The following is a 24011-nucleotide window of genomic DNA, read 5'->3' on the forward strand; positions in this document are numbered from 1 at the left end:
CCCTCCTAAATTGAACGAACTTTGCTTGAAATCGTTTGGTATTTTTCTTTGCTTGACGGTTTGAATAAAACGATTACTCGTCCGATGATCTGTACCACTTCACAGCCGACTTTCTCACGGATCGTTTCAGCTGCTTCGTCAGCAACCTCATCGGTATTTTGGAGCAATGAGACTTTGATCAATTCTCGTTTTTCTAGCGCTTCTTCAATTTGCGCCATCATCGCGTCATTCAAGCCGCCTTTGCCGATTTGAAAAATCGGGTTTAAATGGTGCGCTTCACTTCGTAAAAATCTTTTTTGTTTTCCTCGTAAGTCCATATTCTTCCTTCTTCCTTATACTAATGCTTTACGTCTAAGCACATCGACACCCTTTGGCGCCCACCCAGCGATGACACACGGTTTGGTGATCGTGATCCAGCCAAGTCCAGCAAAAACGATATCGGTTTTTTCTTTGATTGAAAATTCGAAACGGACGAGTTCAGGAAAATCCGCCACTTCATCTGCTCGCGGCGGCTGCAGCAGCCCACCAACATGTTTCTCATAAAACTCATCGGCTTTCGTTAATTTGGTCCGATGGATCGCCACATCATTCGCTACATAGGCAACAAACGAACTTCGTTCTCCTTGTATGAAATCAAAACGGGCAAGTCCCCCTAAGAACAAGGTTTGTTCAGGGTTCAATTGATACACTTTCGGTTTAATTTCTTTGGCTGGTGCCACGATTTTCAGATCTTTTTTACCTAAATAGTGTGCCATTTGATGACGATGAATGATTCCTGGTGTGTCGATCAAAAAGTGCCCGTCGTCCAATGGAATCTCAATTTTATCCAATGTAGTTCCAGGGAATCGCGAAGTGGTGATCAGCTCGTTGATCCCTGCTGTTTGTTTGATGATTTGATTGATCAATGTTGATTTTCCAACATTCGTCACACCAACCACATACACATCACGACCTTCACGATACGTTTCGATCGCTTGTAGCAACGCTTGGGTTTCACCCGGTTTCTTGGCACTCGTCAACAATACATCGACGGGTCTTAAACCGACTTCGTGAGCCCGTTCCTTCATCCATTGGGTCATTTTCGATTTTTTCAAAGATTTCGGTAAAATATCCACCTTGTTGCCCACTAATAAAACAGGATTATCACCAACAAAGCGGTGCAGTCCTGGGATCAATGAACCATTAAAGTCAAAAATATCGACGACATTAACGATCAAGGCGTCTTTTTCCCCGATTTCATTCAGCAAACGTAGGAAATCATCGTCTGTCAGCGCGACATCTTGAATCTCATTATAATGGCGCAAGCGGAAGCAGCGTTGACAATAGACTTCTCCTGATTCAAGTCCTTTTTCTAATGCAGATTGCGGGGTGTACCCCAATTCGTTAGGATTTGTTGTTTGAATCAATGCCCCGCAGCCGATACAGTGAATTTGTTCGATTCCTTCTGTCATATTAAATTCCTCCACGCCATTTTAACTCTGGGTTGTGTTTCAATAAATAGTTCATGATTTTTCTTTCTGCTGCTCGATTAAACTGGGTTTTCCAAGAATCCGTTGGGATCACTGGTTTCACTAGAATGCTGCGAACACCAGCACGATTGGCACCTCGTACATCCGTCATAATCTGATCGCCGATCATGACAACCTCTTCTTTTTTCAAGCCTAATTGCTGATACCCTTGTTTGATCCCTCTTGAAAAAGGTTTTAATGCGCGGTGTACGTACTTTAAACCAAAAGGCGCAACAGCCCGTGCCACGCGTTCACTATTGTTGTTAGAAACGACAATCACCGGTATGCCAGCGTTTTTCATTTCCAATAACCAGTTTTTTAATTCTTCGGTTCCATCAGGATTATTCCAAGCAATCAAGGTATTATCAAGATCGGTCAAAATCCCTTTGATCCCCTGTGCCTTTAGTTGGCTAGGGGTGATTTTATAAATCGCATCGACCATCCAAGTCGGTTTATAATTTGAAAACATAGAATCTCCTTTACTATCTGATTTCTTCGCATGTTAAAAGTCGGCGACTAGTCATCGATCCACATAGTCGATCTTTAAAAAGAAACCGTACTAGCTGTTGACAAGCAAGCAGGCAGTTTCTAAAAGGATCAGACCTCTTCAACCTGTAATTATACAATAGAATCTTTTTGAATACTAGCAAGTGCGCTAGTTTCTGCAGGTTTCTTGTAAAAGAACTGAAAAACGAAGGTGTCGAAACAACAGTTTGTTCCATCACTTCTTTAAAGTAGTCTTTTTTTCCGTCAAAAAAGCATCCTTTTACTGAAAGGATGCTTAGAAAAAGTCCAAAATTGTCATTTGCAACTGCGAGCTTCTCGCATTTTACAATACTTTACTTAAAAAATCAATGGTTCTCGGGTTTTTCGGATGATCAAAGAGCTGTTCTGGCGTTCCTTCCTCCATAATGATTCCCTGATCCATAAATAAAATCCGATCCGCGACTTCCTTCGCAAAGCCCATTTCATGAGTGACGATGACCATCGTCATTCCTTGCTGAGCCAAACGCTGCATAACGGACAATACTTCGCCAACCATTTCAGGGTCTAACGCAGAAGTCGGTTCATCAAAGAGCATCACATCCGGTTCCATCGCCAAGGCACGTGCAATAGCGATCCGTTGCATTTGTCCACCAGATAGACTTTGTGGATAGGAGTTTGCCTTATCAGGCAGACCTACATCATTCAATAGTTGCTTTGCTAGTGTTTCAGCAGCTGGTTTTGCTACCTTTTTGACTTTCGTCGGGGACAAAGTAATGTTTTCTAAAACCGTCATATTCGGAAAAAGATTGAAATTTTGAAAAACCATGCCCATTTTTTCCCGCATTTTATACAAATCATTCTTTGGATCGGTAATATCGGTTCCTTCAAAAAAGATTTTTCCGCTTGTCGGTACTTCTAGTAAGTTTAAACAGCGTAAGAACGTGCTTTTTCCTGAACCAGATGGTCCAATCACCACAACGACTTCTCCTTGCTCGATCGTCGTTGTGATCCCTTTTAGCACTTGATTGCTGCCAAAGGTTTTGTGTAACTCTTGAATATCTAACATCATAGCTTGTCTTCTCCTTTTAACGACGATAGCCTTTTCCTAGTTTCTTTTCCCATAAACTCAATAGTCGCGAAGTCGTAAACGTCAAGATGAAATAAATGACCGCCGCCACATAGAAAGGCGTTAATGGTTGGAAAGAACTGGTGACAACGATCTGCGCACTGTTCATCAGCTCGTAGATGCCGATCGTTGAAAGCAAAGAGGAATCCTTGATCAAAACGATAAATTCATTGCCTAGTGGCGGCAAGATGTTGCGTAGTGCTTGTGGCAATACGACATAACGCATCGTTTGAAAAGGCCGCAGCCCTAAAGAACCAGCCGCTTCTGTTTGACCGTAATCAACGGCATTGATTCCCCCTCGGACGATCTCAGCAACATATGCCCCAGAATTAAGCGAGAGCGCAATGATTCCAGGAAATAACCGCCCAAAATCAAGACTCAACACACCGATCGAGACTGTCGGCAAGGCAAACATGCCTTGCAAAAGACCAAAAGCGATCAATATCTGCACCAACATTGGTGTGCCGCGGATGACTTCAATATACGCATTAGCAAACCAGCGCAAAGGCGTCACTTTTGATAATTTCATTAGGGCAAAAATCACCCCTAGAATCGTTCCAAAGATCACGGTGATGATAGAGATCACGATGGTGATCACCACACCAGAAAGAAAATAAGGGTAATATATCGCTAAAAAGGATAAATCCATAATTGTGTCTACTCCGTTCTATCTATTGCGCCGCATTTTCGTTGGCTAGATCTGTGTTCTTTTGTACATACTCATCGATTGTACCATCTTCAATCAATTCTTTCAAAATACTGTTTAGCTCTTCTTGTAGTTCGGTACTCCCTTTAGGTAAAGCAATTGCATAAGAATCGCCTTCAGACGCTTCTAATGCTACATCAGTGATCACGAGGTCATCATTTTGTGCAACATACGATTCAGCCACCGCACTTTCAAGCACCAAACCGTCGATCGATCCTTGTTTCAATTCATTGACTAGATTCGGAACTTTGGCGATGGAAACCAATTGCGAATCCGCTAATTGGTCTTGAACGATCATTTCTTGGATCGAGCCTTTTTGAGCGCCCACCTTTTTGCCAGACAAGCTTTCGATTGAATCAAATGCCGACTCATTGTTTTTATTAACAACTACTTTTTGTTCTGGTGTAAAATAGTTATCGGTGAAATCAAAAGTCTGTTTACGTTCGTCAGTTGCTGAGATGCCTGAAACAGCGATATCGGCTTTTCCTTGTTGCAAAGCAGTCAAGACAGCATTGAAATCAAGGTCCAAAATATTCACTTCGACACCAAGACGATCAGCGATCTCATTGACCATATCGATATCTGCGCCCACGATCGTATCTTTGCCATCAATCAAGGCATGAAATTCAAAGGGGGCAAAGTCAGCAGAAGTTGCCACATTTAACACACCGGCTGCTTTGATGGCTTCCAATTGGTTATCCGCCGAACCGCTGGCACTAGAACTGCCAGTACTCGATGAGCCGCCATTTCCACAAGCTCCTAAAACCAAAATCCCCGTCAATACAACAAGTGCTCCAAATAATTTTTTCATTAAAAACGCTCCTCTTCAAAACAAATATTTATGCAATATAATCTTCTTATATTCAGAATATATACATAATAGCACAGAATAATTAAATTTTAAACTAAAAACTTCGTCATTTGCACGATTTATTCAATAACACTTTTAATAAAAAAATACTAGGATACCCTCTCTCTAATCAGAGTGGATATCCTAGTTGTTAAAATCGGCGAAAACGCTGATACCTTGCCTCAAGCAATTCTTCTGTTTGCAACGTAGAAAGTTCAGCGAGTTTCGTTGAAATTGCCGCTTTCATCTGTTCCATCAATTGCTCTTTCGGTAAAAAGGCCTCTTCATGGGTTTCAGCAATCACTTTTTCAATAACGCCTAATTCAAATAGTTCTTGGGCAGTGATCTTCATTAAACCAGCAGCTTCTTTGGCCCGGCTACCATCTTTCCATAGGATCGAAGCAAAGCCTTCGGGAGATAAAATGGCATAGATCGAATGTTCCATCATCCAAACCTCATCGCCTAATGCCAGTGCTAAGGCACCGCCGCTGCCGCCTTCACCAATGATGATTGCCAAGATCGGCACCGTTAAATCGGACATTTCCATCAAGTTACGGGCAATCGCTTCACCTTCTCCCCGTTCTTCCGCGCCAATACCACAAAACGCCCCTGCTGTATTGATCAATGTGACCACAGGTCGCTGAAATTTTTCTGCTTGCTTCATTAGGCGTAACGCTTTTCGATAGCCTTCAGGATGTGGTGAGCCAAAGTTTCTGCGTAAATTTTCAGGTAGATTACGGCCTTTTTGAATACCGATCACGGTCACTGGCTTGCCATCTAAACAAGCTATCCCGCCAACAACGGCTTCATCTTCGCCAAACAGACGGTCTCCATGAAACTCTTCAAACTCAGAAAAAATGCCTTCAAAGTAATCCAGTGCCGTCAAGCGGTCTTTGCTGCGAGCGAGTTCAACGATTTCGTGGGCTGCTCTAGTCATTGCGATTCCATCCTTTCCGCGTATGCAAAGAAATCAAATGGTAGATTTTCTCCCGCAAGTTCGTCCGTGGAACGATTTGATCGACAAAGCCATGATCTAACAGGAACTCTGCCTTTTGAAAATCTTCAGGTAGTTCCTGACGAATGGTTTGTTCAATCACACGTCGTCCAGCAAAACCGATCAATGCTTGCGGTTCTGCCAGGATGATATCCCCTTCCATCGCAAAACTAGCGGTAACGCCACCGGTGGTCGGGTCCGTTAAAACCGTTAGATAAAACAAGCCAGCTTTACTGTGGCGTTTTACCGCCGCAGAGATTTTTGCCATTTGCATCAGTGACAAAATCCCTTCTTGCATCCGAGCCCCACCCGAAGCGGTAAAAAGAACAACTGGTAGCTGTTTTTCGATCGCACGTTCAAACAAACGGGTGATTTTCTCCCCCACGACCGTTCCCATACTGCCCATGATGAAATTCGCATCCATGACACCGATTGCTAACGGCAATCCTCGAACTTTGGCTTCTCCCGTTAGAACAGCCTCATGCAAACCAGTTTTTTCTTGCATTTGTGCGACTTTATCCAGGTACCCTGGGAAATCAAGGGGATCTTTTGTGGTAACATCTGTGTCCCATTCTTCAAAACTTTTTTCATCAATCGTGATAGCGATCCGTTCCCAGGCGCTGATCCGGAAATTATACCCGCAGTGGGGACAGACTTTTTCTGCCCCCATCTCCTTCGTATAAAGCGTTCGTTTGCAACTAGGACATTTCGCCCAAAGATTATCTGGGACGACTGGTTCGTTCGTTGGCAGCTGACCTCGATTAGGATTGATGCGAATGTAGTTTTTTTTCTTAAATAAAGCCACTCAACTTCCCTCCTATTGTTCAGGTGTCCAATTTGGCAAAAATTCCTCTTGTAAAAAGGCGGTTGTATAGTCTCCCGCAATCACTTTCGGGTGACTGATCAAGTCCATTTGGAATTCTGCATTCGTAATGACACCATCGGTCACTAATTCAGCTAATGCCCGCTGCATTTTCATCAATGCTTCAAAACGGTTCTCGCCGTGAACGATCACTTTAGCGATCATGGAATCATAATAAGGCGGGATCGTATAGCCGGAATACATGGCACTGTCTACCCGTACACCCAAGCCTCCACCAGGCAGAAATAAATTGTTGATCTTTCCTGGTGACGGTGCAAAATTGAAGGCTGGATTTTCTGCATTGATCCGACATTCGATTGCCGCACCTGTCATCTTGATGTCTGTTTGTGTCAAGCCTAGCGGTTCACCACTAGCAACTTCGAGTTGTTTTTTGACTAGATCAATGTTCGTCACCATTTCAGTGATGGGGTGTTCCACTTGGATTCGAGTGTTCATTTCCATGAAATAAAACGCCCCAGTGTCTGCCATTAAAAACTCGATCGTGCCGGCATTGCGATACCCTACCGCTTGTGCGGCACGTACCGCTGCTTCTCCTAGCTCTGCTCGTTTGCTTTCAGAAATCACCACAGAAGGAGATTCTTCCAACACTTTTTGGTTGTTGCGTTGCAGCGAGCAATCGCGTTCACCAAGGTGGATAATATTACCAAAAGAATCACCTAACACTTGCACTTCTATGTGTCGAGCAGGGTAAATGATTTTTTCAATGTACATTTCATCGTTGCCAAATGCCGCTTTCGCCTCTTGCTGTGCCGAAGCAAAATGATGTGGTAACGCTTCTTTATCGGCGACTTTCCGTATCCCTTTACCGCCACCGCCGGCTGCTGCTTTGAGCATGACCGGGTAACCAATCTCTTCAGCGATCGTTAAAGCTTCTTCCACATCAGAAATCGCGCCTTTGCTTCCGGGAATGACCGGTACTTCTGCTTCGATCATCAAGCGTCTTGCATTGATTTTGTTTCCCATTGCATCGATAGTCTCACTCTTTGGCCCAATAAAGACGATATTGCATTCCTCGCACATCGCAGCAAAACGGCTATTCTCTGAAAGAAAGCCAAAGCCGGGATGGATCGCCTCAGCCTTTGTGACGATCGCAGCGCTTAGGATCTGCTGTACATTCAAATAAGAGTCAGCTGCTTTGGCAGGTCCGATACAAATCGCTTCATCGGCAAGCTCTGTGTGCAACGCTTCTTTATCTGCTTCTGAATAAACGGCGACCGTTTGAATACCTAATTCGCGACAAGCGCGAATGATACGTACGGCGATTTCGCCACGGTTTGCGATCAATACTTTAGAAAACATGTCTCACCTATCCAATCATGAAAGTCAATTCTGCTTCCGCCACTTTTTTCCCATCAACATAGGCAATTCCTTTGCCGATGCCGGCTGCAGATTTTACTTTGATTATTTCTACTTCTAAGATCAAGGTATCGCCTGGTGTTACTTTTTTTCTGAATTTTGCTTTGTCTAAACCGCCAAAGTAGGCAGTTTTCCCACGAAAGTCTTCCAATGACAATAATGCCACAGCACCTGCTTGCGCCATTGCTTCCACGATCAATACTCCAGGCATCACTGGTTCATGGGGAAAATGGCCTTGGAAAAACGGCTCATTAATGGTAACGTTTTTCTTCGCAATGACCCGTTTGCCTTCTTCTAACTCCTCAACGCGATCCACTAAAAGCATCGGATAACGATGAGGGATGATTTCTTTGATTTCTTGAATCGTTAATGCGCTCATTGCTTTACCCTTCTTTCACACGGAATAATGGTTGATTGAATTCAACGATTTGTTCGCTTTCAACCAAGACTTCAACCAATTCGCCATCGACGTCGCTGACGATTTCATTCATGACTTTCATCGCTTCAACGATACAAAGAATATCGCCTTTTTTCACGTGATCGCCGATTTGCTTAAAGTTATCTTTGTCAGGACTTGGTTTCAAATAAACGACACCCACTAATGGCGAGACAACTTCTTTGCCCTCTAAGACAGGTTTTGCCGCTTCTACTGTGTCAGGTGTCGCTGAGACAGCAGGCGTTGGTACAACAGGAGTTGGCGCAGCATTCGCTGCAGGAGCAGGCGCAGGTGTAGATTGTGCATTTTGTAGCCCACTTGTCGTATTTTTATTAAAATAAAGTTCAAACGTCTCTTTTTTTAATTGAAGCTCAGTTAACGTCGATTGATCGAATTGGCTGAGCAGCTCTTTTATCTCATGTGTTTCCAATTACGCTTCCTCCCAACGTTTCAGCAAGATCACTGCATTATGACCGCCAAACCCAAGTGAATTACTCATGGCATAGGTCAATTCTGCTGGTTGGCTTTGATTGATAACAACGTTCAAGTCGATCTCAGGATCTTGTTCTGTCACGTTGATGGTTGGTGGAATAAATTGATGTTGTAATGCTAATAGTGAAGCAATGGCTTCGATTCCACCAGCCGCCCCAAGCAAATGACCAGTCATTGACTTTGTACTGCTGACATATGGTTTTTTATAGTCTTCGCCCAATCCGTATTGGATCGATGTCGCTTCTGCACTGTCATTGGCGGGCGTGCTTGTACCGTGGGCATTGATGTAACCAACTTCAGCTGGGGTAATCGCCGCTTCTTGCATCGCTAATTTCATTGCTTTTCCAGCACCTGATCCATCAGGGTTTGGCGCAGTCATATGGTAGGCATCACAGTTCGCACCGTATCCTACGACTTCACCTAAAATCGTTGCCCCACGTTTTTGTGCATGCGCCAATGATTCTAAAATGAAGACGCCAGCGCCTTCACCCATGACAAATCCACTACGATTTTTATCAAACGGAACGGAAGCTTTGTCAGGGTCTGATTCAGTGGTTAACGCCGTCAGCGAAGCAAAACCAGCAATACCGATTTCACAGATCGTCGCTTCTGAACCACCAGCGATCATGACATCTGCATAGCCATGCTTGATGTTTCGGAAAGCTTCACCGATTGAATGGGTACCAGAAGCACAGGCGGAAACAGTCGTCGTACAAATGCCTTTCGCACCTACCCGTAACGCAATGTTGCCGGCAACCATATTTACGATCGACATCGGTACGAACATTGGTGATACCCGATTTGCTCCTTTGTCATGCATTCGAATCACTTGGTCTTGAATCGTTGGCAAGCCGCCGATCCCCGAACCAACCATCACGCCAAAACGATCCACATCAATGGTTTCTGTATCTAACTTCGCCATTTCCATCGCTTCTAAGGCCGCATAAATTCCGTAAATGGAAAAAAGATCCATCCGCTTCGTATCTTTTTTAACGAAGTACTTTTCTAACGGAAAATCTTTGACTTCAGCGGCAACTGAGATCCCTGTTGCTTCTGCGTCAAATTTTGTAATCGGGCCGATGCCGTTGGTCCCGTTTTGTAAACTTGCTAAAAAAGTTTCTGGGTCATTTCCGATTGGAGAAGTGACGCCGTATCCTGTAACTACTACTCGATTCATCTTTTCTTCCTCCTACCCTTGCATTGCCATCCCGCCGTCTACACTGATCACCTGACCAGTGATGTAGGGGCTTTTTGCTAAAAAGACTGCTGTTTGCGCAACATCCTGTGTGGAACCAAAACGCTGTAATGGAATAGTTGCCAATGATTGTTCTTTGACTTTATCCGACAGCACTTCAGTCATCTCTGTTTCGATAAATCCTGGGGCGATCGCATTGCAGGTGATCCCCCGAGCGGCACCTTCACGAGCGGCAGATTTCGTAAAACCGATCACGCCAGCTTTACTTGCCGCATAGTTGGCTTGCCCGATATTTCCCGTCAAGCCGACCACACTCGTCAAATTGATGATGCGGCCTTCTCGCAACTTCATCATTTTTTTCAACGCGTGCTGGGTCATATTGAAGGTACCAGTCAAATTGATTTTGATCACTGAATCAAAATCTTCGGGTTTCATTCTCAACAATAATTTGTCATTCGTGATCCCGGCATTATTGACTAAAATGTGGATCGGTCCGACTGCCGCTTCTGCTTCCAAAAGCATGGCTGCCGCTTGATCAAAATCAGAAATGTCCCCATTGATCGCTACACATTTCACGCCGTAGCTGGTGATGCGATCGATCAGTGACTGGGGAATTTCTTTTCGTCCATTTAAAACGATATTCGCTCCTTCTTTGGCAAAGGCTTCCGCGATGGTAAAACCGATCCCTCGCGAGCTACCAGTTACAAAGACGTTTCTATTTTGCAGATCCATAAATTCCTCCTAGTTGAATCGGGCTAGTGTATCTGCCAACGTTTGGCTATCTTCTACACGCGCAGTCTGGATTTCTTTGTCTATTTTCTTCATAAAACCGCTCAATACTTTTCCTGGTCCGATCTCGATGACTTGTTGGATGCCAAGCTGCTTCAGTGTCGCAATGCTTTCGTAAAAACGCACTGGCGATTTCACTTGCAGCGTCAACAGTTCCTTGATTTGGTCTTGCTGCATTGGCTGCGCGGTCGTATTGCTGATGACAGGTACTTGCAACTCATCAAAGGTGATTTGAGCTAATTCCTGTGCTAATTGATGCGATGCGGGTTCCAACAAAGCGGTATGGAAAGGACCGCTGACATTTAAAAGAATCACCCGTTTGGTTCCAGCAGCTTGTAACAATTCCACCGCTTTATCCACTGCCGGCGCTTCACCGCCAATGACGATCTGCTGCGGCGTATTGTAATTCGCTGGTGTCACGATCCCCACTTGACTTGCTTCTTTACAGATTTCTCCAATCGTTTCAGCGGGTGTGTTCATCACAGCAACCATTTTCCCAACACCTGCTGGCGCCGCACTTGCCATATACCGACCGCGCTTTTGTACCAATGCGACTGCTGTCTGGAAATCAAGCGCACCACTAGCGACTAAGGCTGTATATTCGCCTAAACTCAAGCCAGCAACAGCATCTGCTTCGATTCCTTGCGCATCCAAAAGTCGCCAAAAAGCTGTGCTTACTGTTAAAATGGCAGGCTGTGTATATTCCGTCTGGTTTAAACGTTCGTTTTCAGTAAAGCATAACTCGGCCATATCATATCCTAGAATAGTGCTGGATTGTTCAAACGTCTCACGAACGATTGCTTCTTGGTGATAGAGCTCTTCCCCCATTTTGGGGTACTGTGCACCTTGACCGCTAAATAAAAAGGCTGTCTTCATCTTGCACTCCTTCATTACTTTGTTCGTTGTTGTTGGAGAACATGGATTCTTGCAGTTCGTCTATGAATCAGCAAAAACACGTTCTTAAAAAGGAAAGGCTAGGCTGTCTGCCTAGCCTTTGTTTTATGCTTGTTGTTTTTCTACATATTTAACTAGATCTTCAACGGTTGTGATACCATCTTCTGTTTCGATCTTCACATCGAATTCATCTTCGATCTCGTTAATGATTTGGAAAAGATCCAAGCTGTCTGCTTCTAAATCTTCTTGGATGTTCGTGTTCAATTTGATTTCTTCTTTTTCTTTTCCTAATTCTTCTGCTACGATTTCTTGAATTTTTTCGAATACCATGTGTATATTCCTCCAATGTGTTTTTCAATAGTAATTTTGTTTCGTGAACAAGTTATAAGGTGGCTAACATAGTTCCCCATGTCAATCCGCCGCCAAAACCTGAGAACACCACTTTTTGACCACTGCCAAGGGACAGTGTACCTCGTTTGATTTCTTCATCTAGCAATAACGGAATCGAGGCTGCCGAAGTATTGCCATAATCTTGCATATTTTGCAAAAATTTCTCACGGGGTTGCTTCAGCTTGCGAGCAACTTTGTCTAAAATGCGTGAATTTGCTTGGTGAAGCAAAAAATAATCAATTGCTTCATCTTGTATCAGATCATTGATCGAGGCGACCACATCACGCGTCGCAAAATCAAAGATTTCTCGTCCAATCATTTGCATACAAGCACTATACGCCGGAGCGTTTTGTGAAAAAGGATTCTCATTCGTGCGAAAACCAGATGTTAAGGACATGCCTCGCGTCCCATCTGCTTTTAAAGACTCTTTGAGCAAATGCTGCTCTGAAGATGCTTCCAACAATAGACCGCCGGCACCATCTCCGAATAAAACAGCCGTCGAACGGTCGTTCCAATCCAAGACTTTTGAAAGTACTTCTCCACCGATGACCAATCCTTTTTTAGCGCCCGTTCGAATCAGTTTTTCAGCCATAGACAATGCATACACGAAACCAGCACATGCTGCACTGATATCAAAAGCAAAGGCATTGACTGCCCCAATCGCCCCTTGGACTTGGCAAGCAACCGCCGGTGTATTGAAATCCGGTGTGATCGTCGCTACCAAGATAAAATCCAGACTTTCTGCTGAAAGCTGAGCATCTTGCAAGAGCGTTTGAGCGACGCGAATACAAAGGTCTGAAGTGTTTTCGCCGACAGCGACTCTTCTTCGTTTGATTCCCGTGCGAGAATGGATCCATTCATCTGAAGTATCCATCAAATTTGATAGATCATCATTTGTTACGATTTTTTCTGGAACATAACTTGCAGTCGCGGTAATTTTTCCAAACATATTCATCCATTATTCTCACTTATAATCTTGTAAAAAGTCATGCAGATTTTTCAGTGCTTTCAACAGTGCCTGTTCCTCTTCAGGAGACATCTGACTCAAGACACCCTTCACCATCTCACGATGAAAATGCTGATGAACACGATAAAGGAGTTTTCCTTTTTTCGTCAAACCTAGTTTGACGACTCGCCGATCATCTTCACTGCGAATCCGTTCTACATATTCTTTTTTCACCAAACGATTGATCGCGATGGTCAAAGTCCCAACAGTGATCGAAAGCTCTTTGGCAACTTCAGTCGTGGTCTTTTTTTTGTACATCCCGATGGCTTCGATGGTATGCATTTCGGTAATTGAAAGGTCTTTGAATTGAGATTTTTTCAATTCAGATTCTTCAATCACTAAGATGTCATTAAAGACGCTGACTAAGTAGTCATTAACTGTTTCTAAATTGGGTTCCATAACCTTCACCATCCGAATACTTTGATAATCAAATCATTTGATAGTCAAACTATATCGGAAGTTATTGAGAAATGCAAGAATTTTTTCGAACTTTTTTTATTTTTAAGCGCATTTTTATTTAAGAATTGATTTTCTAAGATTTTAAAAGCTGCGAGTTGACAAAATAATCCGTTTCCGTTATAGAGAAATTTCCTTTGAATGTCAAAGTTTATCATTGCGTTGCTTCCACTCTATTTCTAATTTTTTCTTGTCAATGGCCAGCAAACGTTGCTCTCTTAAGCTTCATCTGCTACTCTTTGAAGGAAGGAGAGGAAAGATCGATGAATCCGAACAAAGAGTTTCTAAAAAACAAAGCAAATGCACTGCCTGAAAGGCCTGGCGTTTATCTAATGAAAGATCAACACAACGAAGTCTTGTATGTGGGAAAAGCCAAATCATTGAAGCAGCGTGTCGTTTCCTACTTCCGAAAAAACCAGCAGCATGCCAATAAGGTACTTCGACTTGTTTATAATGTCGTTGATTTTGAAACCATCGAAACAGATACCGAATTGGATGCACTATTACTAGAATGTCGTTTGATCCAAGCTTTTCATCCTATCTACAACCGCCAAATGAACCATTCAGCGAACTATTGCTTTGTTGATTTGACGAATCATAGCTTCACGATCACTCAAACACCACAAATTGGCAGTTATGGCCCCTTTCGGCAAACAAAAAAATTGCCTGTGTTGTTTCAATTATTGTCAGACACGTTTCAATTGCCGACTGTCAACGAACTGACGCTATTAACCTTACGTAAACAACTCCCTCAAATGGAGGCGTATCCCTTGGAAGAGAAGTGGCGAGAGATCGGCTGTTTTTTTGCAGGAAAGAAGACCGACTGTTTTTCACTCCTTAAAAAACGCTTGGCATACCTGATTGATCACTTATTGTTTGAACAAGCTAGTGTACTGCAGCGAGAGATCCATTTAGCAGAAAGCTTTTACCAAGAAATCGTGAGGGTCAATCAGTTCATTCAAGAACCGGAAGTGATTTTTTCGATTCCCCTTGACTTAGAGGAGCCGGTATCACAGACGACTCAACTCAAATACTATCAAGTCAGCTTTGGTAAGTTGATCCAAACAAACATTCTTTCTCCCGAAGAAACATTCCAGCCACTTCCGCCATCAAGCGCTGCGCTGCCTTTAGCCCCGGAAGATCTCGATCCATTAGGGATCATCCTTAATCACCTGTACCGCCAAGAAAAAGCAGCAGATAAATAAAAAACAGCAAGCCCAAGTAGGCTTGCTGTATAGATATGAGTCAAAGACATCAAAACGTCCCACTCATTCTTATTGGATCAAATCATAGATTTCCATGGCTACAATATCAACATTATCAAATTGATAAGATTGACTTGATTCTGCTTCCGTTAATTCAAACGTTTCTGTCGAATTGTCATAAGTAACGGTACATTTTTCGACGCCTTCTTTTTCAAAACGACGTACTTGAACTTCATTGTCTTGCGCTTCGACCATCGCTTCTAAACGTTTGATGATAGCGACTAATTGCGAACTTTTCATTCGTAAGCCTCCTTTTTCTGTCCGTTATATTGTATCAAAACATCCTCTATCTTGCATTGATTTTTCGTATTTTTTTTGTCATTTTAAGATTTTTTTCCATCTTGCCACCAAAGTTTAATCAGCGCCTGCGTTCCGTCATTTTCATAGCCTTTTTCAGCCAACTGATCATACAATTTTTTAGCTAAAGTGGTGCTCGGCAAATCCAATCCCATCTTCTTAGCCTCATCCAAAGCGATCCCCAAATCTTTGATGAAATGTTTGACAAAAAAGCCTGGTGAATAATCCTCTTTTAGGATACGAGGACTGTAATTCGTCATGGACCAATTGGCTGCCCCACCGCCAGAAAGCGTGTCAATCACTCGTGGTAAATCAAGACCGGCTTGGTTCGCATAGACCAGCATTTCTGTCATCCCCGTCATGGTTCCGGCAATCATGATCTGATTGGCCATTTTCGTATGCTGACCCTTTCCTGCCCCTCCTTGAAGTTGAAACGTCTTTCCTAATACTTCAAAAAGTGGTTTTACTTGTTGGTAAGCTTCTTCATCGCCACCAACCATAATCGTTAGCGTGGCATTTTTGGCACCAAGGTCACCACCAGAAACTGGCGCATCGATACTCGCAGCACCTTTTTCCTTCGCTGTCTGATAGATTCGTTCTGCCAAATCAGGTGTACTGGTGGTAAAATCCACCAATGTTTTGCCCGTCACAGCCGTTTGAAAAATCCCTTGAGGCCCATAGTAAACTTCTTCAACGTCGGATGGATACCCAACCATTGTAAAGATGATTTCACTTTCTGATGCAACTTCTGTTGGGGTGTCAAACCAAATTGCTCCATTCGCAACGAGTTCATCTGTTTTTGCTTTCGTCCGATTGTAAACATTCACTGTATGTCCTGCAGCTAAGAGATGACCAACCATCGCTTGACCCATGACACCAGTACCGATAAATCCTAATTTCATGCAGATCCCTCCAAAATAAAAAAGTTCATGTCTTTAGTATACGCTAAAAACATGAACTTGCGAAAATTTTCTGTTTAATCGATCGTTCGGCGAAAGGCCTTTAATTTTACTTTGAATTTTTCTAGCGTCTGCTCGGTTTCTTTTTCGATGCGTTCTGTTTCATAATAAGCGACCATGTCATGGTAGAAAGATAGCATCGACTCACCGAAGCGCAATGCCGAGATCTCGTACATTTTTCTAGCAAGAACTTCGGGATCAGCAGGAATCTTTTGTTCATAATAATCAATAAATGCTTTTGCGAAATCCCGATCACTCTCATAGGTGACGCCTAACGATGGATCATCGATCAAGGTGTTTAAGTAATCATTGCCTTCAACGACTAATGGGGTCCCAGCAGCCATTGCTTCCGTGTATGTCAGTCCTTGTGTTTCTGAAGTGGAGGCACTGACGAAGTAATCGGCAGCGTGGTAATAGATCGCCACTTTATCATTCGCCACTTCGCCGACAAATTGAACATGGTCAGTTAGCGCCATATCCACCACTTTTTCTTCTAATTTTTCTTTATGCGGCCCTTTCCCAACGATCACTAATTGCGCATCAGGAATCTTGGTTAGAATTTCCGGCATCCCATCGATGATTGCTTGGATATTCTTTTCATAAGAAATACGACTGAGGGAAAGCAGCATGGGTTGATCCTCAGTGATGCCTAATTTCTCCCGCAATTCTTTTTTCATTTCAGATGTAATGTCCGGTCGACGAAACTTCTCGACTTCGATCCCTGTGGGGATAATCCGCATCGGTGAAACCACACCATACCCCCTCAGCGTATCGATGACTCGTTCACTTGGACAAACAACACCTGTCGAGTGGTTGGCAAATAGCCGTGAAAGATATTTCACGTGAGACGGCCGTAAGACCTTCCCATTGGCGATGTAGTGCAAGTAGTCTTCATACATCGTATGGTAGGTATGGATCACAGGAATTTGCAATTTGCGCCCCACCATTTTCCCTAACATCCCAGAGCCAAACTCGGTATGGGTATGGATCAATTCCAACTCTAACTCTTTGGCGATCAAATAGGCATACAACATGCCGCGCACTACGATTCGCCGATCTTTGAAGGACACAAACGGGACACTTGGCATGCGAATGATATCTTCTTCGTCCAGATCAGCATTGGGATCGGTCGTAGTAAAGATATACACTTTATGGCCTTTTTTCTCAAGCTCTTCTTTCAATGTCTTGATCGATGTCGCCACACCACTTACCTGGGGGAAGTAGGTGTCTGTAAAAAATCCGATTTTCAAAACGGTACCTCCAAACTTTACATTAGTTTCTTTATTCCGTATTCATCACTTTTGTATAAACTTCTTTTAGCTCATATCCGATTTCATCAATACTCTTTTGCTTGGCCGTTTCATAACCCGCTTCACTTAACTGTGGCAACGTGCCATCTACGATTCCTTTGATTTTCTCGATAAACCCTTGATTGGTTTTCTCCATGTATGCATTGTGCCCATTGCTTAGCCACCCTTTATATACTGGAATATCTCGAACAAGCACATTTTGGTGGCTGGCTAACGCCTCAAGGACCACGATCCCTTCTGTTTCTTCATAGGAAGGAAAGAAGAACAGATCAGCCGCTGAATATGCCCCTTCGATGATGTCTCCTTTGATATAGCCGGGAAACAGCACATTTTCTGGATGGTCTTCATTGACAAGGTCGCGGATCTGCTTAGGAATCGTCATCATTGGTGTATGACCAAACCAGATAAACGTATATTCAGGCAATTGTCTAGCTATCTCTACAAAATCAAGAATGCCTTTTCGTTCAAAAAACAAACCGACCGATATAATGACTTTTTGATCAGGTAAAAGCTGAAAATACTCACGAAAGGCTTTTTCTTTCTCATGATCCGGCTGATATTTGTCAAGATCGATCCCGTTTGAGATCGCTTCGATCGGCACTTGGATACCATACCCTTCCAAAAGTTCTTTCGAATAAGGGGTCGGGGTGATCAATTGATCGGCTCTGGAATAAAGATTGATCAAATATTTTTTATATAATGGCGAAAGCTGATTTGAACCGATAAATGAATTCCGAAAATCCTCTTCTGTAGAATGGGCATGGTAAATCACTTTTTTTCCTTGTCTTTTGGCTTTATTGACCATATGCATACTATTGATTCCATACGTGTTGATGTGAAGAATGTCATAATCCTCATCATTTTTATCAAGAGTAAAAGGAATCCCGACAGATGTCAGCGCTCGTTGCTGATGGGCCAATGCGCGACCGATACCTGATTTAGCTAATAATTTTTCTCCTTCAAAATAAAGAAGTACTTTCAAAGATGATTCCTCCTTGGAAATGCTTATATCTGATATTAGTATACCATAGGCGATCGCAGAGATACTCCTACCATGGTCCTAGATTTTGTTCCCCATTTAACCATGATACGGGAAAAGCTCAGGGAATCATAGCTTAATTCCAAGATATGACAAAACTGTTCGTTTTCTGAAAAAAGTAGTAAGTTGTTGCAAGTCAAATCAAACAAAATGTCTTCTTAAAACAAAAAAAGGCAACAAGCAAAAATTGCTTGTTGCCTAGAAATGATTATTTTACATACTGTTCGATTAACTCTACAACTTCTTCCATTGTATCGCAATCTTCTAAAGCACGTTTTGCTAATTCTTGCATGTCAGTGGTTGACAAACGTTTCATTAAGCTACGTGTTTTCAGAACAGATGTTGCACTCATTGAGAACTCATCTAAGCCCATACCTACAAGAAGTGGCACAGCAGTTTGATCGCCGGCCATTTCTCCACACATACCAGCCCATTTGCCTTCAGCATGCGCTGAATCGATCACGTTTTTGATCAAGCGTAAGATGGATGGGTTGTATGGTTGGTACAAGTAAGACACGCGTTCATTCATGCGGTCTGCAGCCATTGTGTATTGGATCAAGTCATTGGTACCAATACTGAAGAAGTCAACTTCCTTCGCAAACTTGTCTGCTAAGACAGCTGCTGCTGGAATTTCGATCATGATTCCGACTTGGATCTCGTTAGAAATCTCAACGCCTTCGTCAATCAATTTTTGACGCTCTTCTTCATACATTTTCTTCGCTGTACGGAACTCTTTCAATGTTGCCACCATTGGGAACATAATACGTAAGTTACCATGAGCAGAAGCACGTAACAACGCACGAAGTTGGGTACGGAACATGTCGTCCCCAAGTTCAGACAAGCTGATACGCAATGCACGATAGCCTAAGAAAGGATTCATTTCATGAGGCAATTTTAAGTAAGGAAGTTCTTTATCGCCACCGATATCCATTGTGCGGACAACCACTGGTTTTCCAGCCATTCCTTCTAGAACTGCTTTATACGCTTTATATTGGTCTTCTTCTGTTGGGAAATCAGGAGAATCCATGTACAAGAATTCAGTACGGTATAAACCGACTGCTTCTGCACCATTGTTGTGGACACCTTCTAAATCTTTTGGTGTACCAATGATCGCAGCTAATTCAAAGTGCTTACCATCAGCCGTAACTGTTTCAGCATCTTTTAATTTTTCCCACTCTGCTTTTTGATCTGCGTAGGCTTTCCCAGCTTCAACAAATTCAGCCGCTTGGTCATCTGTCGGGTTGACGATAACGTCACCGATAATGCCGTTAACAGCTAAGATGTCGCCCGCTTTCACTTTTGCAGTGATCTCCATCGTTCCAACGATTGCTGGGATTTCAAGAGAACGTGCCATGATTGCGGAATGAGAAGTACGTCCACCGATATCTGTTACAAAAGCTTTAACAAAGTTGCGGTCTAATTTTGCGGTATCACTTGGTGTCAAGTCATGCGCAACAACGACTACTTCTTCGTTGATCATTGAAGGATTAGGCAAAGTCACATTCAACAAATGCGCCAAGATACGTTTAGCAACATCTTTGATGTCAGCTGCCCGTTCTTGCATGTAAGCATTGTCATCCATTGCTTCAAACATACCAATATACATGTCAGTAACTTCTTTCAATGCAGCTTCTGCATTGACTTTGTTATCTGTCACGTTTTGTTTGATTTGACCGATCATCTCAGGATCTGAAAGAACCATTAAATGAGCATCAAATACTTGTGCTTCTGCTTCACCTAAAGTTTGCGCTGCTTTGTCGCGGATTTGTTGTAATTCCGCTGTTGACTTCGCTAACGCATCATCTAAGCGTGCTTCCTCTGCTGCAGTATCTTCAACTGATACTTTTGAAAAAGATAAATCAGGTTGTACTAACAGGTAGGCTTTCGCAACGGCTACACCATCACTAGCAGCAATTCCTTTTAGCATCTCAACCATTATTCAGACAAACCTTCTTTTTTCATTGTTTCTACGATTGCAGCGATTGCATCTGCTTCGTCAGCACCTTCAGCAGTGATAGTTACATCAGAACCTTGGCCAACACCTAATGACATTACGCCCATGATTGATTTAAGGTTTACTGATTTACCTTTGTACTCTAAGTTGATATCAGAGTTGAATTTGCTTGCTGTTTGAACCAATAATGTAGCTGGACGTGCGTGAATCCCTGTCTCAGCAACTACGTGAAAATCTTTCTTTTCCATATTGATCAATCTCCTTTATGATACGTTTTTTTGTGTGAAGGCAAAATTTCCATGCATGCAATGATACCCGAAAAAAATCGCCCTTTCAACTGTTAAGATTACCATTTTTTTCCTCGATAGACAACCGTTTTCTCTTAAATAAACGATTGAAATAAATGTCCTATTTATTTTCTTGCACGTAACGGTAGATGATCTTCCCATTTAACCCCGCTTCTCCGACAAAAGAAGACCGGTCTTCCAACTGGAGCCAGACATCTCTAAACGCCAGAAATTCCGGCTGTTGGACAATCAATTCTTGGATCTCTCCATTACGTAAACGTACTACTTCTGCAGCAAAATCTCTGTTCTCCAACGTCTATTCTCACCTCTTTCTTTCTATTATATAGGAATTACTTTTTATTTAAAAGACCGCTTCTATAAGTGAAATCGAAGGGAAAATTTTTAAAGGTAAAATTCTTGCAGTCTGACAAAAAGTTAGTATAATAGAATTATGGTCAGTAAAGGTCAATAACACATTACCTTGAAGGTGACCGTTACTTTGCCCACAGCCCCTTTTCTTTTACAAGCAATCAAATGCGCCGTAAAATAGGGTTGTTGGAACAAATATGAAAGGTCGTGAATCTATGCTTTGTCAAAATTGCGGCAAAAATGAAGCTTCAATTCATTTATATGCCAATGTCAATGGTCAAAGAAAACAACTCGATTATTGTCAAAGTTGTTACCAAAAAATAAAAGCACAATCTGGGAATGCTGCAGCTGCAATGGCGCAAGATCCTTTTGGATTTGGCAATCTTGATGATTTATTCCGTCAAATGTCTCGTCAAATGCAGCAAGGAAATCCCCCTTATGAACAAACCCCACCGACACAAACTGGCGGTAACGGTTTTGTTGGCGGGCAACCACCACGCAATAACCAAGCGCCTGCGGGTCTGCTGGGAGAATATGGCATCAATATCACTCAAATGGCTCGTGATGGTGAAGTCGATCCAGTGGTCGGTCGTGATTCAGAAATCAAACGCGTGATCGAGATCCTTAATCGCCGAACCAAGAATAATCCTGTATTGATTGGTGAACCTGGGGTTGGGAAAACTGCCGTTGTTGAAGGGTTAGCCCAAAAAATCGTTGATGGTGATGTGCCACAAAAATTGATGGAAAAAGAAGTTATTCGTTTGGACGTTGCGTCGCTTGTTCAAGGCACAGGTATTCGTGGCCAATTTGAAGAACGCATCCAAAAATTGATCGAAGAAATCAAGCAAGCGGAAAATGTGATCTTGTTTATCGATGAAGTCCATGAAATCGTTGGCGCTGGTGCAGCCGGCGACGGAAATATGGATGCTGGAAACATCTTAAAACCAGCTCTTGCCCGTGGAGAACTACAAATGGTCGGAGCAACGACGTTAAATGAATACCGCATTATCGAAAAAGACGCCGCTTTAGAACGGCGTTTGCAACCAGTACGTGTGGATGAACCTTCTGTGGAAGAAACCATTCGTATTTTAAAAGGCCTACAACCGCGTTATGAAGATTACCATCATGTGAAATATACGGATGAAGCGATCGCAGCTGCCGCTACCCTTTCTAACCGTTACATTCAAGATCGATTCTTGCCTGATAAAGCGATCGATCTGCTAGATGAAACAGGTTCGAAGAAAAACTTGACGATCCAAATCGTTGATCCAAAAACGATCGAAAAGAAATTACAAGAAGCGGAAGAACAAAAACAAGCTGCCTCTCGAGAAGAAGATTTTGAAAAAGCTGCTTACTATCGCGATCAAATCAACAAGCTTCAAAAAATGAAAGAACGTCAAATCAGCGAAGAAGAAACGCCTGTCATCACCGAAAAAGACATGGAACAAATCGTTGAAGAACGGACAAATATCCCTGTTGGGGAATTAAAAGAAAAAGAACAAACCCAGTTGAGGAATCTTGCGGATGACTTGAAAGCTAAAGTTATTGGTCAAGACGAAGCAATCGACAAAGTTGCAAAAGCGATCCGCAGAAATCGGGTCGGTTTAGGCAAACAAAACCGTCCGATCGGCTCTTTCCTATTCGTCGGTCCAACCGGTGTCGGGAAAACCGAATTAGCAAAACAATTAGCTTATGAAATGTTTGGTTCTGAAGAATCAATGATTCGTTTCGACATGTCAGAATACATGGAGAAACACAGTGTATCCAAATTGATTGGTTCTCCTCCAGGCTATGTTGGCTATGAAGAAGCAGGTCAATTGACTGAAAAAGTTCGTCGGAATCCTTACAGCTTGATTCTATTAGATGAAGTAGAAAAAGCCCATCCTGATGTATTGCATATGTTCTTGCAAATTCTCGATGATGGTCGCTTGACCGATGCTCAAGGACGTACCGTCAGCTTTAAGGACACCTTGATCATCATGACAAGTAATGCCGGAACCGGCAAAGTTGAAGCTAACGTTGGCTTCGGTGCGGCGCGTGAAGGTATCACTCGTTCCGTTTTGAATCAATTGAATAATTACTTTACACCAGAGTTTCTCAACCGCTTTGACGGCATCATCGAATTTAAAGCTTTAAGCAAGGAAAACTTGTTATCGATCGTGTCTCTCATGCTGCATGAAGTCAATCAAACCCTTAGCCAACAAAAACTGCATATCGACGTTCCACAAGACGTGCAAGAAAAATTGGTGGATCTTGGTTACAGTGCAACGATGGGGGCTCGCCCATTGCGTAGAACCATCCAAGATCAAATCGAAGACGGCATTGCAGAATTTTATCTTGAGCATCCTCAAGTCTGTCAATTAAAAGCACAATTGGAGGATTCCGATAAAATCGTTGTAACTTCAGCCGAATCCTCTGCACTTCCTCAAGAAACACCTTCTGCTGAAGAGGAAAAACCATCGGAAACAGATGAGCAATAACGTGTCAAAACGGTGACCAATCCGTTCGTTTTGCCAGACAACCATGTTTTGCCAAAAAATTGGGTAATTCCGAGTTGTCTGGCTTTTCTTTTAAAAAAAAACGACCTATAATGTTATTAATAAATACATAGAATGTGAGGTGAGTCTGGTGAAATTAATCAACGTTACAAACAGCCATTCTCGACTAGTATTGAATCAACTTGAAAATACCGACGCAGAACTTGTAAAGGTTTACACTGCCGGAGACACGACCGTGATCTTTACCTCAGCGCCGAACCACAATGAAATTTTGCTGATCAATAAAAAACGGAATATTCGCCCGACGGAAGTAGAAGAAATCAAAAATTACTTCTTGAAAAAATTACCTGATGGCTCCTATGATCCTGCTACGATCTCTGTGATCCAAATGCCCGAAGTGGTAGAAATCTCCATCAAAAAAACGTTGTCTTCCTCACGTTAGCTTTGCCTAATCACGTGTTTAAAA

The 24011-nt window shown here is 42.7% G+C and carries 27 protein-coding genes; 3 read left to right on the forward strand and 24 right to left on the reverse strand.

The window, feature by feature from the left end; genetic code table 11:
• Positions 1–5: 5 nt before the first annotated feature.
• The 17 genes from yhbY to fabT form a co-directional block, all read right to left on the reverse strand.
• On the reverse strand, positions 6–317 hold the full coding sequence (gene yhbY / locus IGJ74_RS10530; protein ID WP_005225905.1) for a ribosome assembly RNA-binding protein YhbY: 312 nt from the start codon (positions 315–317) through the stop codon (positions 6–8).
• A gap of 15 nt (positions 318–332) precedes the next feature.
• On the reverse strand, positions 333–1451 hold the full coding sequence (gene yqeH, locus IGJ74_RS10535) for a ribosome biogenesis GTPase YqeH (RefSeq protein WP_218192977.1): 1119 nt from the start codon (positions 1449–1451) through the stop codon (positions 333–335).
• A gap of 1 nt (position 1452) precedes the next feature.
• The gene (locus IGJ74_RS10540; protein ID WP_008378174.1) at positions 1453–1977 is read right to left on the reverse strand and encodes a YqeG family HAD IIIA-type phosphatase; all 525 of its coding nucleotides are present in this window, start codon (positions 1975–1977) and stop codon (positions 1453–1455) included.
• Between the two features lie 360 nt (positions 1978–2337).
• A complete protein-coding gene (locus IGJ74_RS10545; RefSeq protein WP_016612186.1) occupies positions 2338–3063 on the reverse strand; it encodes an amino acid ABC transporter ATP-binding protein in 726 nt (241 codons plus the stop codon).
• A 16-nt stretch (positions 3064–3079) separates the two neighbouring features.
• On the reverse strand, positions 3080–3769 hold the full coding sequence (locus IGJ74_RS10550) for an amino acid ABC transporter permease (RefSeq protein WP_005225900.1): 690 nt from the start codon (positions 3767–3769) through the stop codon (positions 3080–3082).
• Positions 3770–3791: 22 nt separating this feature from the next.
• Positions 3792–4637 (reverse strand): transporter substrate-binding domain-containing protein, encoded by an 846-nt coding sequence (locus tag IGJ74_RS10555; RefSeq protein ID WP_005235588.1) that lies wholly within the window; start codon positions 4635–4637, stop codon positions 3792–3794.
• Positions 4638–4827: 190 nt separating this feature from the next.
• On the reverse strand, positions 4828–5613 hold the full coding sequence (locus tag IGJ74_RS10560) for an acetyl-CoA carboxylase carboxyl transferase subunit alpha (RefSeq protein WP_005235587.1): 786 nt from the start codon (positions 5611–5613) through the stop codon (positions 4828–4830).
• Positions 5606–6475, reverse strand: coding sequence for an acetyl-CoA carboxylase, carboxyltransferase subunit beta (gene accD, locus IGJ74_RS10565; protein ID WP_005235586.1), 870 nt, complete (start codon positions 6473–6475; stop codon positions 5606–5608). The genes IGJ74_RS10560 and accD overlap by 8 nt, the downstream gene beginning before the upstream one ends.
• Positions 6476–6487: 12 nt before the next feature.
• The gene (locus IGJ74_RS10570; RefSeq protein WP_016620360.1) at positions 6488–7852 is read right to left on the reverse strand and encodes an acetyl-CoA carboxylase biotin carboxylase subunit; all 1365 of its coding nucleotides are present in this window, start codon (positions 7850–7852) and stop codon (positions 6488–6490) included.
• A gap of 7 nt (positions 7853–7859) precedes the next feature.
• Positions 7860–8288: a 3-hydroxyacyl-ACP dehydratase FabZ gene (fabZ, locus tag IGJ74_RS10575; protein WP_061054244.1), complete on the reverse strand. Its 429-nt coding sequence runs from the start codon at positions 8286–8288 to the stop codon at positions 7860–7862.
• A 4-nt stretch (positions 8289–8292) separates the two neighbouring features.
• The gene (accB, locus tag IGJ74_RS10580; RefSeq protein ID WP_016612188.1) at positions 8293–8775 is read right to left on the reverse strand and encodes an acetyl-CoA carboxylase biotin carboxyl carrier protein; all 483 of its coding nucleotides are present in this window, start codon (positions 8773–8775) and stop codon (positions 8293–8295) included.
• On the reverse strand, positions 8776–10014 hold the full coding sequence (fabF, locus tag IGJ74_RS10585; protein WP_016610185.1) for a beta-ketoacyl-ACP synthase II: 1239 nt from the start codon (positions 10012–10014) through the stop codon (positions 8776–8778).
• A 12-nt stretch (positions 10015–10026) separates the two neighbouring features.
• Positions 10027–10764, reverse strand: coding sequence for a 3-oxoacyl-[acyl-carrier-protein] reductase (gene fabG, locus IGJ74_RS10590; protein WP_016612189.1), 738 nt, complete (start codon positions 10762–10764; stop codon positions 10027–10029).
• 9 nt (positions 10765–10773) lie between these two features.
• On the reverse strand, positions 10774–11697 hold the full coding sequence (gene fabD / locus IGJ74_RS10595; protein ID WP_218192976.1) for an ACP S-malonyltransferase: 924 nt from the start codon (positions 11695–11697) through the stop codon (positions 10774–10776).
• Between the two features lie 123 nt (positions 11698–11820).
• Positions 11821–12045 (reverse strand): acyl carrier protein, encoded by a 225-nt coding sequence (locus IGJ74_RS10600; RefSeq protein WP_005225890.1) that lies wholly within the window; start codon positions 12043–12045, stop codon positions 11821–11823.
• 52 nt (positions 12046–12097) lie between these two features.
• On the reverse strand, positions 12098–13060 hold the full coding sequence (locus IGJ74_RS10605) for a beta-ketoacyl-ACP synthase III (RefSeq protein WP_005235580.1): 963 nt from the start codon (positions 13058–13060) through the stop codon (positions 12098–12100).
• Between the two features lie 9 nt (positions 13061–13069).
• Complete coding sequence (gene fabT, locus IGJ74_RS10610) at positions 13070–13510, reverse strand: fatty acid biosynthesis transcriptional regulator FabT (protein WP_008378199.1); 441 nt, start codon at positions 13508–13510, stop codon at positions 13070–13072.
• A 320-nt stretch (positions 13511–13830) separates the two neighbouring features.
• Here fabT and IGJ74_RS10615 point away from each other — a divergent pair, with 320 nt between their 5' ends.
• Positions 13831–14772, forward strand: a complete 942-nt coding sequence (locus IGJ74_RS10615) for an excinuclease ABC subunit UvrC (protein ID WP_218192975.1) — start codon at positions 13831–13833, stop codon at positions 14770–14772.
• A 69-nt stretch (positions 14773–14841) separates the two neighbouring features.
• Here the strand turns inward: IGJ74_RS10615 and IGJ74_RS10620 are convergent, their stop codons facing one another.
• The 7 genes from IGJ74_RS10620 to IGJ74_RS10650 form a co-directional block, all read right to left on the reverse strand.
• Positions 14842–15072, reverse strand: a complete 231-nt coding sequence (locus IGJ74_RS10620; RefSeq protein ID WP_005225886.1) for a YkuJ family protein — start codon at positions 15070–15072, stop codon at positions 14842–14844.
• 83 nt (positions 15073–15155) lie between these two features.
• Positions 15156–16031, reverse strand: a complete 876-nt coding sequence (locus tag IGJ74_RS10625) for an NAD(P)-dependent oxidoreductase (protein ID WP_218192974.1) — start codon at positions 16029–16031, stop codon at positions 15156–15158.
• Between the two features lie 74 nt (positions 16032–16105).
• Positions 16106–17338, reverse strand: a complete 1233-nt coding sequence (locus tag IGJ74_RS10630; RefSeq protein ID WP_218192973.1) for a glycosyltransferase family 4 protein — start codon at positions 17336–17338, stop codon at positions 16106–16108.
• A gap of 31 nt (positions 17339–17369) precedes the next feature.
• Positions 17370–18380, reverse strand: a complete 1011-nt coding sequence (locus tag IGJ74_RS10635) for a glycosyltransferase (RefSeq protein ID WP_005235568.1) — start codon at positions 18378–18380, stop codon at positions 17370–17372.
• Positions 18381–18645: 265 nt separating this feature from the next.
• On the reverse strand, positions 18646–20373 hold the full coding sequence (gene ptsP, locus IGJ74_RS10640; protein ID WP_430608407.1) for a phosphoenolpyruvate--protein phosphotransferase: 1728 nt from the start codon (positions 20371–20373) through the stop codon (positions 18646–18648).
• Positions 20373–20639: a phosphocarrier protein HPr gene (locus IGJ74_RS10645; protein ID WP_003126335.1), complete on the reverse strand. Its 267-nt coding sequence runs from the start codon at positions 20637–20639 to the stop codon at positions 20373–20375. Before IGJ74_RS10645 ends, ptsP begins: the two co-directional genes overlap by 1 nt.
• Before the next feature lie 160 nt (positions 20640–20799).
• Entirely contained in the window at positions 20800–20991 is a 192-nt protein-coding gene (locus IGJ74_RS10650) for a hypothetical protein (protein ID WP_005235564.1), read from the reverse strand.
• A 271-nt stretch (positions 20992–21262) separates the two neighbouring features.
• Between IGJ74_RS10650 and IGJ74_RS10655 the strand changes: the two genes are divergently transcribed.
• Positions 21263–23527 carry an ATP-dependent Clp protease ATP-binding subunit gene (locus IGJ74_RS10655; RefSeq protein ID WP_205684908.1) on the forward strand — a complete coding sequence of 755 codons (2265 nt, stop codon included), beginning with the start codon at positions 21263–21265 and terminating at the stop codon, positions 23525–23527.
• Between the two features lie 148 nt (positions 23528–23675).
• The gene (locus IGJ74_RS10660; protein ID WP_005225878.1) at positions 23676–23987 is read left to right on the forward strand and encodes a DUF1827 family protein; all 312 of its coding nucleotides are present in this window, start codon (positions 23676–23678) and stop codon (positions 23985–23987) included.
• Positions 23988–24011 lie beyond the last annotated feature (24 nt).

The sequence above is a fragment of the Enterococcus sp. AZ009 genome (assembly GCF_050548785.1).
Taxonomy (GTDB): Bacteria; Bacillota; Bacilli; order Lactobacillales; family Enterococcaceae; genus Enterococcus_D; species Enterococcus_D entomosocium.

Excerpts from the sequence above, each read along its gene's own strand:
- yhbY (WP_005225905.1), bottom strand. The coding sequence starts at position 317 with ATGGACTTACGAGGAAAACAAAAAAGATTTTTACGAAGTGAAGCGCAC.
- yqeH (WP_218192977.1), bottom strand. The coding sequence starts at position 1,451 with ATGACAGAAGGAATCGAACAAATTCACTGTATCGGCTGCGGGGCATTG.
- IGJ74_RS10540 (WP_008378174.1), bottom strand. The coding sequence starts at position 1,977 with ATGTTTTCAAATTATAAACCGACTTGGATGGTCGATGCGATTTATAAA.
- IGJ74_RS10545 (WP_016612186.1), bottom strand. The coding sequence starts at position 3,063 with ATGATGTTAGATATTCAAGAGTTACACAAAACCTTTGGCAGCAATCAA.
- IGJ74_RS10550 (WP_005225900.1), bottom strand. The coding sequence starts at position 3,769 with ATGGATTTATCCTTTTTAGCGATATATTACCCTTATTTTCTTTCTGGT.
- IGJ74_RS10555 (WP_005235588.1), bottom strand. The coding sequence starts at position 4,637 with ATGAAAAAATTATTTGGAGCACTTGTTGTATTGACGGGGATTTTGGTT.
- IGJ74_RS10560 (WP_005235587.1), bottom strand. The coding sequence starts at position 5,613 with ATGACTAGAGCAGCCCACGAAATCGTTGAACTCGCTCGCAGCAAAGAC.
- IGJ74_RS10570 (WP_016620360.1), bottom strand. The coding sequence starts at position 7,852 with ATGTTTTCTAAAGTATTGATCGCAAACCGTGGCGAAATCGCCGTACGT.
- fabZ (WP_061054244.1), bottom strand. The coding sequence starts at position 8,288 with ATGAGCGCATTAACGATTCAAGAAATCAAAGAAATCATCCCTCATCGT.
- fabF (WP_016610185.1), bottom strand. The coding sequence starts at position 10,014 with ATGAATCGAGTAGTAGTTACAGGATACGGCGTCACTTCTCCAATCGGA.
- fabG (WP_016612189.1), bottom strand. The coding sequence starts at position 10,764 with ATGGATCTGCAAAATAGAAACGTCTTTGTAACTGGTAGCTCGCGAGGG.
- fabD (WP_218192976.1), bottom strand. The coding sequence starts at position 11,697 with ATGAAGACAGCCTTTTTATTTAGCGGTCAAGGTGCACAGTACCCCAAA.
- IGJ74_RS10600 (WP_005225890.1), bottom strand. The coding sequence starts at position 12,045 with ATGGTATTCGAAAAAATTCAAGAAATCGTAGCAGAAGAATTAGGAAAA.
- IGJ74_RS10605 (WP_005235580.1), bottom strand. The coding sequence starts at position 13,060 with ATGAATATGTTTGGAAAAATTACCGCGACTGCAAGTTATGTTCCAGAA.
- fabT (WP_008378199.1), bottom strand. The coding sequence starts at position 13,510 with ATGGAACCCAATTTAGAAACAGTTAATGACTACTTAGTCAGCGTCTTT.
- IGJ74_RS10615 (WP_218192975.1), top strand. The coding sequence starts at position 13,831 with ATGAATCCGAACAAAGAGTTTCTAAAAAACAAAGCAAATGCACTGCCT.
- IGJ74_RS10620 (WP_005225886.1), bottom strand. The coding sequence starts at position 15,072 with ATGAAAAGTTCGCAATTAGTCGCTATCATCAAACGTTTAGAAGCGATG.
- IGJ74_RS10625 (WP_218192974.1), bottom strand. The coding sequence starts at position 16,031 with ATGAAATTAGGATTTATCGGTACTGGTGTCATGGGTCAAGCGATGGTT.
- ptsP (WP_430608407.1), bottom strand. The coding sequence starts at position 20,373 with ATGGTTGAGATGCTAAAAGGAATTGCTGCTAGTGATGGTGTAGCCGTT.
- IGJ74_RS10645 (WP_003126335.1), bottom strand. The coding sequence starts at position 20,639 with ATGGAAAAGAAAGATTTTCACGTAGTTGCTGAGACAGGGATTCACGCA.
- IGJ74_RS10655 (WP_205684908.1), top strand. The coding sequence starts at position 21,263 with ATGCTTTGTCAAAATTGCGGCAAAAATGAAGCTTCAATTCATTTATAT.